Source organism: Thermoanaerobaculia bacterium, assembly GCA_035260525.1.
In the GTDB taxonomy this organism is placed as follows: Bacteria; Acidobacteriota; Thermoanaerobaculia; order UBA5066; family DATFVB01; genus DATFVB01.
The window spans coordinates 1-10,342 of sequence record DATFVB010000117.1; the positions used below are offsets into that span (position 1 = coordinate 1).

A 10,342-nucleotide genomic window follows, 5' to 3' on the forward strand; every position below is an offset into this window, starting at 1 on the left:
CGGCAGGAAGCACTGGGCGATCGCGGAGGGCTACATCCCCGCCGAGAGCCGCGGACCGGCGCCCGAGATGACGAGCCACGAGGCGGTTTGCATCCTCAACGCGGGCGACCGGGAGGCGAACGTCGAGATCACGATTTTCTACGCGGACCGTGAGCCCGCCGGCCCCTACCGCGTCCGAGTTCCCGCCCGTCGCACCCGGCACGTCCGATTCAACGATCTCGCGGATCCGGAGCCGATTCCGCGGGGTACCGATTACGCGAGCCGCCTCGACGCCGACGTCCCCGTCGTCGTCCAGCACACGCGGCTCGATTCGCGTCAGGCGGCGAACGCCCTCCTTTCCACGATCGCCTTCGCCGGCCCGGAGTGACGGCAGAAAAGGAAGGAGAGCGACGTGTCCAGGACCGGAGGAGAAATTCTGATCGAGACGCTCTCGGAATGGGGCGTCGACACCGTGTTCGGGCTTCCCGGCGACGGCATCAACGGCGTGATGGAAGCGCTTCGGAAGAGTCGCGACCGCATCCGTTTCGTTCACGTCCGACACGAGGAGGCGGCGGCGTTCATGGCGTGCGGATGGGCGAAATACACGGGACGGCTGGGCGTGTGCCTCGCGACCTCGGGACCGGGGGGAGTCCATCTCCTGAACGGTCTCTACGACGCGAAGCTCGACGGGAAACCGGTCCTCGCGATCACGGGCCACGCGTTCCATGATCTGATCGACACGCACACGCAGCAGGACGTCGATCTCGACCGGCTCTACATGGACGTTTCCGTCTACAACACGCGCATCATGGGACCGGCGCACGTGCGCAACGCGGCGACGCTCGCATGCCGGACGGCGCTCGCGCGGCGGGGAGTGGCGCACCTGAATTTCCCGGTCGATTTCCAGGAGCAGGAGGAGGAGGAGCGCTCCGACCGAAACGTCCCGAAGCACGACAACGAGGTGTTCGCGCGGAGCGCGAGGCTCGCCGACGAATCCGATCTGCGGCGCGCGGCCGACGTGTTGAACGCGGGCAGGAAGGTCGCGATCCTGTGCGGCCAGGGCGCCCTCGACGCGACCGACGAGCTCGAACAAGCCGCCGAGCGACTCGGCGCGCCGATCGTCAAGGCCCTGCTCGGGAAAGCCGCGGTCCCCGACGACAGCCCCTACACGACCGGGCCGGTCGGGCTGCTCGGCTCGAACCCTTCCCAGGAGGCGCTCGAGGAGTGCGACACGCTCTTCCTCGTCGGGACGTCTTTCCCGTACATCGAGTTCTATCCGAAGCCGGGGAAGGCGCGGGCGGTCCAGATCGACATCGACCCGGCGAGGATCGGCCTGCGGTGCCCGGTCGAGGTCGGGCTCGTCGGCGACAGCCGCCGCACTCTGGCTCTCCTCCTGCCGATGCTCGCGCGCAACGCCCACCGCGGGTTCCTCGAGAAGATCCAGGACGGGATGAGGGACTGGGAGAAGCTGATGGAGGAGCGCGCGTCCCGGCCGGACAGGCCGATGAAGCCCCAGGTCGTCGCGTGGGAGCTCGGGAAGCGGCTCCGCGAGAACGCGATCGTGTCGTGCGACTCGGGGACGATCGCGACGTGGTTCGCTCGCCACATCCGCGTCAAGCGCGGCCAGAAGCATTCCCTCTCGGGCACGCTCGCGACGATGGCCAACGGCCTTCCCTACACGATCGCCGCCCAGATCGCGTTTCCCGAGCGGCAGTGCGTCGGGTTCGTGGGCGACGGCGGCTTCACGATGCTGATGGGGGAGTTCGCGACCGCCGTCAAGTACGGGCTTCCGATCAAGATCGTGATCGTCAAGAACAACACGCTCGGCCAGATCAAGTGGGAGCAGATGGTGTTCCTCGGAAACCCCGAATACGGCTGCGATCTCAACCCGATCGATTTCGCCGGATTCGCCCGGGCATGCGGCGGCGCCGGATACACGATCGAGGACCCGGCCGACTGCGGCGCGATCCTGGACGAAGCGCTCGGCGCGCCCGGCCCCGCGATCATCGAGGCGGTCGTCGATCCGAACGAGCCTCCGCTTCCGCCGAGGATCACCGCGAAACAGGCCGCGCACTTCGCGGAGTCCCTCGCGAGAGGCACGGCGGGAGCGGGGAAGATCGCGAAAACCGTGATCGCCGACAAGGTCCGCGAGCTGGTTTGACCCCGCCGGTCTCCTCGCTCGCCGCCGCCGCCTACCGCGTCCCGACCGACGCTCCGGAGTCGGACGGGACGTTCCAGTGGAATGCGACGACGATCGTGGTCGCTCGTGCCGCGGCCGGAGGAAGCTCGGGCCTCGGGTACTCGTACACGGACGCTTCGGCGGCGGGGCTCGTCGGAGGGATGCTCGCCGAAGCGGTCGTCGGCCGGAGCGCTTTCGACGTCGAGGGCGCATGGGAGGCGATGGTCGGCGCCGTCCGGAACGTGGGGCGCTCCGGAATCTCCGCGATGGCGATCTCGGCCGCCGACGCGGCGCTCTGGGACCTGAAGGGAAGGCTGCTCGGGCTACCGGTCGCCGCGCTGCTCGGGGCGGTCCGGCCGCGCGTGCCCGTCTACGGCAGCGGCGGGTTCACGTCCTACTCCGAGGCCGAGCTCGCCGAGCAGCTCGCCGGATGGGTCGAGAGCGGAATTCCCCGCGTGAAGATGAAGGTCGGCCGCCGACCCGAGGACGATCCGAGCCGGGTCGCGGCGGCGCGCCGGGCGATCGGGGAGGAGGCCGAGCTGTACGTCGATGCCAACGGCGCCTACGAGCGAAAACCGGCGCTCGCGCTCGCCGCCCGGTTCGCCGAATCGGGGGTGAGCTGGTTCGAGGAGCCGGTGGACGCGCGCGACATCGACGGACTGAGACTCGTGCGCGACCGTGCGCCCGCGTCGATGGAGATCGCCGTCGGGGAGTACGGATTCGTCCTTTCCGACTTCCGGCGGATCATCGATGCGGGGGCCGCCGACGTGGTTCAGGCGGACGCGACGCGCTGCGCCGGAATCACGGGGTTTCGGAAGACCGTCGTTCTCTGCCGCGAAGCTCGGCTTCCGCTCTCCTCCCACTGCGCACCGGCCCTGCACGTCCATCCCGGCTGCGCCGCGGGCCCCCTCCGCCACCTCGAATATTTCCACGACCACGTCCGGATCGAGTCGATGCTGTTCGACGGCCCCGCTCGCCCGGTCGACGGGAGTCTCGCGCCCGACTGGTCGCGTCCGGGGCTCGGGATCGAGCTCAAGACCCGGGACGCCGAGCGATATGCTCTCTGAAGCCGAGACCGTGACCCTCCCGAAGCCCGCACCGCCCCGCTCCGCGCGCGAGAGACCGCTCGACGCGCGGGCTCTCGCCTCGGCCCTCGCTTCGAAGGTCGACGGCGAGGTGCGGTTCGACGACGGGTCGCGCGCGCTGTACGCGACGGACGGCTCCAACTACCGGCAGGTGCCGATCGGCGTCGTCGTCCCCCGGACGGAGGCGGACGTCCTCGCGACGATCGCGCTCTGCCGCGATTTCGGGGCGCCGATCCTCTCGCGAGGCGGGGGAACCAGCCTCGCCGGGCAGTGCTGCAACGTCGCCGTCGTCATGGACTTCTCGAAGTACATGAACCGAGTCCTCGGGATCGACCGCGGCGGCCGGCTCGGACGGGTGCAGCCCGGTTGCATTCTCGACGACCTGCGCGAGGCGGCCCGCCGCGAGGGCCTGACGTTCGGCCCCGACCCGGCGACGCATACCCACAACACGCTCGGCGGCATGATCGGCAACGACTCCTGCGGCGTCCATTCCGTGATGGCGGCTTTTGCCGGCACCGGCGCCCGCACGGCGGACAACGTCGAGGAGATGGAGATCGTCACCGCGGACGGGGAACGGATGCGCGTGGGCGCGACGAGCGAGGACGATCTCGCGGCGATCCTGCGCGCGGGCGGGCGCCGCGCGGAAATCTACGGTGCGCTCCGCGACCTGCGCGACCGGTACGCGGCGGAAATCCGAAGCCGGTTTCCCGACATTCCCCGGCGCGTCTCGGGTTTCAATCTGCCCTACCTCCTTCCGGAGAAGGGGTTTCACGTCGCGCGCGCTCTCGTCGGCTCGGAGGGGACGTGCGTCACGGTCCTCGAAGCGACGATGAACCTGATTCCCGAACCGGGAGCCCGGTCGCTCCTGGTTCTCGGCTTCGCCGACGTCTACACCGCGGCGGACCGCGTCCCGGAGATCATGCGGCACCGTCCGATCGGGCTCGAGGGAATGGACCACCGCCTGATTGCCGACATGAAAGCGATCGGCCTCCATCCTCGCGACGTCCGGCTCCTCCCCGAGGGGAAAGGCTGGCTGCTCGTCGAGTTCGGAGGACGCGACAAGACGGAGTCCGACGGCAAGGCGCGGGATCTCCTGCGGGCGCTCGGCGACTCCGCCGGGATGGTCGGCCACAAGCTGTTCGACGACCCCGAAGAGGAAAGGCAGATCTGGAAGGTCCGCGAGTCGGGACTGGGCGCGACCGCGCACGTTCCTCACAAGGCGGTGACGTGGGAGGGATGGGAGGACTCCGCCGTTCCCCCGGAGAAGCTGGGCGACTATCTTCGTGAGCTGAGGCGGCTCCTCGAGGCGTACCGGTACGAAGGCGACTTCTACGGGCACTTCGGGCAGGGCTGCCTCCACACCCGGATCGATTTCGATCTCGAGACGGCGCCCGGTATCGAACGGTACCGCCGGTTCGTCCACGACGCGGCGCGGCTCGTCGTCTCGTTCGGCGGATCGCTGTCGGGGGAGCATGGAGACGGCCAGTCGCGGGCGGAGCTCCTGCCGATCATGTTCGGCGAGCGGCTCGTCGGGGCGTTCCGCGAGTTCAAGGCGATCTGGGACCCCGGTGGCCTCATGAACCCCGGCAAGGTCGTCGATCCCTACGGGATCACCGAGAACCTGCGCCTCGGGGCCGACTACCGGCCGCGGGAGACGAGGACGCATTTCGGATTCCCGGGCGACCGGGGGAGCTTCGCCTTCGCGACGATCCGCTGCGTGGGCGTGGGGAAATGCCGGCGTCTCGACGGCGGAACGATGTGTCCGAGCTTCATGGTCACGCGGGAGGAGGAACACTCGACGCGCGGTCGTGCCCGTCTCCTCTTCGAAATGATGCGGGGGGACTCGCTGCCGGGCGGCTGGCGGAGCGAGGCCGTCCGCGACGCTCTCGACCTCTGCCTCGCCTGCAAGGGATGCAAGGGCGACTGTCCGGTCAACGTCGACATGGCGACGTACAAGGCCGAGTTCCTCTCGCATTACTATGCCGGCCGGCTGCGGCCGCGGCACGCGTACGCGATGGGGCTCATTCCGTGGGTCGCGCGCGCGGCGTCGCTCGCGCCGCGTCTCGTCAATCTCGCCGCGCGAGCGCCGGGGATCTCGGCGCTCGTCAAGCTCGCCGCCGGCATCGCCCCGGAGCGCGAGATTCCTGCCTTCGCGCCGGAAACCTTCAAAGCCTGGTTCGCGCGGCGGAGGGAACGCGCCGACCTGCCGGCCGACGCGCCCCGCGTCGTCCTGTTCGCGGACACTTTCAACAACCACTTCCACCCGGGGACCGCGAAAGCCGCCGTCGCCGTGCTCCAGGAGGCGGGATTTCGCGTGAGCGTGCCGGGTCCGCCGCTCTGCTGCGGGCGGCCGCTGTACGACTTCGGAATGCTCGACCTCGCGGCTCGTCAGCTCCGGCGCATCCTCCGCATCCTCGGACCCGAGGTTCGGAAGGGGATACCCGTCGTCGTCCTCGAGCCGAGCTGCGCGGCCGTGTTCCGCGACGAGCTCCGCAACCTCTTCCCGGCGGACGAGGATGCGCGGCGGCTCTCGGAGAGCACGTTGCTCCTCTCGGAGCTCCTGCGGAACCACGCGCCCGGGTGGGCGCCGCCGCGGCTGTCGCGGTCCGCCGTCGTCCAGGCGCATTGCCATCACCGCGCCGTCATCGGGATCGACGACGAGCGCGCGCTGCTCGACTCGATGGGGCTCGACGTCGACGTGCTCGATTCGGGCTGCTGCGGGATGGCGGGCTCCTTCGGATTCGAGCGCGGCGATCATTATGCGGTTTCCGTCGCGGCGGGCGAGCGCGTGCTGCTCCCGGCGGTGCGCTCCGCGCCGAAGGAGACGATCGTCGTCGCCGACGGATTCTCCTGCCGGGAGCAGATCGCGCAGCGGACGGACAGGAGGGCCCTCCACCTGGCGGAGGTGCTCCGGCTCGCGGCCGACTTCGGACCCGACGGGCCGGGAGGCGCGTACCCGGAGGCCGCGTGTCGCGCGATCCGCTGACCGCCCGCCCCCGGTTCTCGTGCGACGCCGAAGCCCCGGGGGAGGCGCTGCCCCACTTCTGGGAGCACACCGTCGGAAGCGGGCACGCCCCGCTGTCGCTCCGCGCGGACTGGCAGTCGCAGATGATCCGCGCGCACGAGGAGGCGGGGTTCCGCCACGTCCGGTTCCACGGGATCCTGACGGGGGGAATGGACACGCTCGTCCGCGAGGGCGCACGTCGAATCTATTCCTTCTTCAATGCGGACCGGATCGTCGACTTCCTCCTGTCGATCGGCATGCGACCGTTCGTCGAGTTGTCCTTCATGCCCGACGCGCTCGCGTCGGGGCGGAAGACGGTCTTCCATTACGCGGCCAACGTGACGCCGCCGCGGGACCGGCGCGGCTGGTCGGTGCTCGTCGAGCGCCTCGTCTCCCACTGGAAGAAGCGATATGGCCGGCGCGAGGTCGCGCAGTGGTTCTTCGAGGTCTGGAACGAGCCGAACCTCGACGCCTTCTGGACCGGCTCCCGCCTCGACTACTTCCGCTTCTACCGGCAGACGGCGGTGACGATCAAGCGTGTCGACCGATCGTTCCGCGTCGGCGGGCCGGCGACGTCGCAGGACGCGTGGATCGGCGAGTTCGTCTCCTGGTGCCGGCAGCACGGCGCGCCGCTGGATTTCGTGACGACGCACCACTACCCGACCGACGGCTTCGGGAAGCCCGGCGACGACACGGAGATCCAGCTCGCGAGGAGCCGCCGCAGCGTCCTTCGCGACCGCGCCCGCGAGACGCGCCGGCGGGCGGGCGGCGCGCCCGTCTACTACACCGAATGGTCGAGCTCCTCCGGCCCCCGCGATCCGCGGCACGACGAGCCGTACGCGGCCGCGTTCGCCGTCAAGACGATGCTCGAGGCGGCGGGGCTCGTCGAAGGCTACAGCTGGTGGACCGTCTCGGACCTCTTCGCGGAGAACTACCTTCCGTCGCGGCCCTTTCAGGGAGGCTTCGGCTTGCTGACGATCCACGGCGTGCCGAAGCCCGTCTACCGCGCTTTCCAGATACTGCACGAGGCGGGGACCGAACGCCTGCCGGTCGCCGGCTCGCATCCGACGGTCGACGCATGGGCGGTGCGGGGACGCGGATCGCTCACCGTGATCCTGACGAACTTCGCTCTCCCGCGCCGTCCCATCCGCCGGGAGACCGCGCGGGTCCGGGTGTCGACCCCGGCGGCGCCGCTCTCCGCGACGGTCCGGCGGATCGACGAGCGCCACGCCAACGCGTATCGCGCGTGGAAGCGAATGGGATCGCCGGAGTATCCCGACGCGGCCGAGATCGAGCGGCTGGAAAGCGCTTCGCGTCTCCGGCCCGAGTCCCTCCCGTGGACGCCCGCCGGCGGCGCGGTCGACTTCGCAATCGACCTGCCGCCCCAGTCGGTCGCGGCCGCGCACCTCCGGTTCCCCCGGGGAGGCGGGCGTCCTTGAGGCCCCTCTCCGCGGCGGCGCTCGACCGCCTCGAGCGGGAGGCTTTCGGATACTTCCGGAAGAACGCGAACGCGAAGACCGGGCTCGTCGCGGACTGCACCCGTCCGGGAGCCCCGGCGAGCATCGCCGCCTGCGGTCTCGCTCTCACCGCTTATCCGGTCGCCGTCGAGCGCGGATATCTCTCCCGCGCGGCGGCGGCCGAGCGCGTCCGCCGCCTCCTGCGCTTCTTCGCGGAAGGGGAGCAGGGGGAAGGCCCGGAGGCGATCGGGAACCGGGGTTTCTTCTACCACTTCCTCGACATGGCGAGCGGGAAACGGGTCTGGGAGTGCGAGGTCTCGACGATCGACAGCGCCTACGTGTTCGCGGGCGCGCTCGCGGCCTCCCTCTACTTCGACGGATCCGAACGCATCGAGCGGCGCATTCGCGATTTCGCCGATGCGCTCTGCCGGCGCGCCGACTGGGAATGGGCGAGGAACGGCGGGGCGACCGTGACACACGGCTGGAGGCCCGAGACGGGGTTCATTCCGTTCCGTTGGGAGGGGTACAGCGAGGCGCTCGTCCTCTACGCGCTCGCGCTCGGGTCAGCGACGCACCCGATTCCGGAGGAGAGCTACCGCGCGTGGACCGAGACCTACTGGTGGAGGAACGTGTACGGGATCGACTACCTCCACGCCGGACCGCTCTTCATTCATCAGCTCTCCCACGTCTGGATCGACTTCCGCGGTATCCAGGACGGGTACATGCGCGAGCGGGGCTCGGACTACTTCGAGAACAGCCGCCGGGCGACCCACATCCAGCGCGAGTATGCGATCCGAAATCCGCTGAAGTTCCGGGAGTACGGCGCGAACTGCTGGGGAATCACGGCATCGGAAGGGCCCGGCCCGGCGGTGCTCGAGATCGAAAGCGTGAAACGGCGATTCTTCAGTTACGTCGCGCGCGGAATTCCGGAGGGCCCCGACGACGGGACGATCGCGCCGTGGGGCGCGGTGGCGTCGCTTCCGTTCGCTCCGGACGTCGTGCTTCCGACGATCCGGCACCTGATCAAGACGCTCGGGGTCGGATCGACGAGCCCGTTCGGACTCGAGGCGACGTTCAACCCGACCTTCCCCGACTCGGGAACGCGAAGCGGATGGCTGTCGCCCTACAACTTCGGGTTGAACGACGGCCCGATCGTCCTGATGATCGAGAACTACCGGACCGGATTGATCTGGAAGCTCACGCGCGGGTGCGAGCCGCTCGTCCGGGGGCTCCGCCGCGCCGGATTTCGAGGAGGCTGGTTGTGAAGAGAAAAGATCGGGAGAGGCCGCGCGTCGTCGTCGTGACCGGGGCGTCCGCGGGGGTCGGGAGAGCGGCGGTTCGCGAGTTCGCCCGCGAGGGGGCCTGGGTCGGGCTCCTCGCCCGCGGAGTGGAGGGGCTCGACGGCGCGCGCGCCGAGATCGAGGCGGCCGGGGGACGCGCGCTGGCGCGGCAGACCGACGTTTCGCGGCCCGACGAGGTCGAGCGCGCGGCCGAGGAGGTCGAGCGCGATCTCGGTCCAATCGACGTCTGGGTCAACAACGCGATGGTGTCGGTTTTCTCCCCGTTCTCCGAGATGACCGCCGACGAGTTCCGGCGGGTCACCGAGGTCACGTATCTCGGCGTCGTCTACGGGACGATGGCGGCGCTGAAGAGAATGATTCCGCGGGACCGCGGAACGATCGTCCAGGTCGGATCGGCGCTCGCCTACCGGAGCATTCCGCTCCAGTCGGCGTACTGCGGCGCCAAACACGCGATCCGCGGCTTCACCGACTCGGTCCGCTGCGAGCTGCTCCACGACCGCCGCAACGTCCGGATCACGATGGTCCAGATGCCCGCGCTCAACACCCCGCAGTTCTCGTGGGTCCGGACCCGCCTGCCGCGGCGGCCACAGCCGGTCCCGCCGATCTTCGAGCCGGAAGTGGCCGGACGCGCGATCGCCTACGCGGCGCGCCGGCCGCGCCGGGAGCTCGACGTCGGGGGGCCCACCCTCGCCGCGATCGTCGGAAACGCCGTGGCGCCGCAGCTCTTCGACCGCTATCTGGCGAGGACCGGCTACGCGAGCCAGCAGACGGACGAGCCGCTTCCCGGGGGACGCCCGGACAACCTCTTCGCTCCGGTCGCGGGGGACCACGGCGCCCACGGCCGGTTCGACGGGCGGTCGCGCCGGCATTCGGTCGAGCTCTGGGCGACGACGCACCGGACGTGGATCGCCGGAGCGATCGCGACGAGCGCCGTCGCCCTCGCGGGCGCCCTCGCCCGCCGCCGCCGCTGATCAGCTCCCGGGCTGCTCGAAAACGTCGAGCCCGATCGGCTTCCCGCGCTTCTCCCGCGCGGCCCGGAGCGCGCGCCCCCACTGCTCCCGCTCGTCGCGAGCCTGCGCGGCCGCGAGGTCCCAGGCGGCCTTCGGGGTCTTCCCGGAAGCTTCCCGGGCGTGCTTCTCGGAATCCTCCAGGTGCCGCTTCCAGGCGTTGTACGCCTCCTGGTGCGCCGCGCTCCAGCGTTTCGTCATCTTGAGCTCGTCGCGGAAGAGGTCGAGGGACTTCGTCGTCAGACGGATGAGCTCGATCAATGATTTAGCCCGTGGCGAGACGCTCATACCGAGGATTGTAGGACAGTGGGGTAGTAGCGAAACTATTCG

8 protein-coding genes are annotated in these 10,342 nt (G+C 69.9%); 7 read left to right on the forward strand and 1 reads right to left on the reverse strand.

The window, feature by feature from the left end; all coding sequences use genetic code 11:
- The 7 genes from VKH46_05705 to VKH46_05735 all read left to right on the forward strand — a co-directional run.
- On the forward strand, window positions 1-367 hold a 367-nt coding region (locus VKH46_05705; GenBank protein ID HKB70320.1), incomplete at its 5' end, for a sensory rhodopsin transducer.
- A gap of 24 nt (window positions 368-391) precedes the next feature.
- Complete coding sequence (locus tag VKH46_05710; GenBank protein HKB70321.1) at window positions 392-2,140, forward strand: thiamine pyrophosphate-dependent enzyme; 1,749 nt, start codon at window positions 392-394, stop codon at window positions 2,138-2,140.
- Window positions 2,137-3,225: an enolase C-terminal domain-like protein gene (locus VKH46_05715; protein ID HKB70322.1), complete on the forward strand. Its 1,089-nt coding sequence runs from the start codon at window positions 2,137-2,139 to the stop codon at window positions 3,223-3,225. Before VKH46_05710 ends, VKH46_05715 begins: the two co-directional genes overlap by 4 nt.
- Window positions 3,215-6,229 carry an FAD-binding and (Fe-S)-binding domain-containing protein gene (locus tag VKH46_05720; protein ID HKB70323.1) on the forward strand — a complete coding sequence of 1,005 codons (3,015 nt, stop codon included), beginning with the start codon at window positions 3,215-3,217 and terminating at the stop codon, window positions 6,227-6,229. The genes VKH46_05715 and VKH46_05720 overlap by 11 nt, the downstream gene beginning before the upstream one ends.
- Entirely contained in the window at window positions 6,211-7,686 is a 1,476-nt protein-coding gene (locus tag VKH46_05725) for a glycosyl hydrolase (GenBank protein ID HKB70324.1), read from the forward strand. The genes VKH46_05720 and VKH46_05725 overlap by 19 nt, the downstream gene beginning before the upstream one ends.
- Window positions 7,683-8,969, forward strand: a complete 1,287-nt coding sequence (locus VKH46_05730) for a glucoamylase family protein (protein HKB70325.1) — start codon at window positions 7,683-7,685, stop codon at window positions 8,967-8,969. The genes VKH46_05725 and VKH46_05730 overlap by 4 nt, the downstream gene beginning before the upstream one ends.
- Window positions 8,966-9,976 (forward strand): SDR family oxidoreductase, encoded by a 1,011-nt coding sequence (locus VKH46_05735; GenBank protein HKB70326.1) that lies wholly within the window; start codon window positions 8,966-8,968, stop codon window positions 9,974-9,976. The genes VKH46_05730 and VKH46_05735 overlap by 4 nt, the downstream gene beginning before the upstream one ends.
- Here the strand turns inward: VKH46_05735 and VKH46_05740 are convergent, their stop codons facing one another.
- Entirely contained in the window at window positions 9,977-10,273 is a 297-nt protein-coding gene (locus tag VKH46_05740) for a hypothetical protein (protein HKB70327.1), read from the reverse strand.
- Between the last annotated feature and the right edge of the window lie 69 nt (window positions 10,274-10,342).

What these genes read in the sequence shown, in the direction of transcription:
- VKH46_05720 (HKB70323.1), top strand. Translation starts at nt 3,215, where the DNA reads ATGCTCTCTGAAGCCGAGACCGTGACCCTCCCGAAGCCCGCACCGCCC.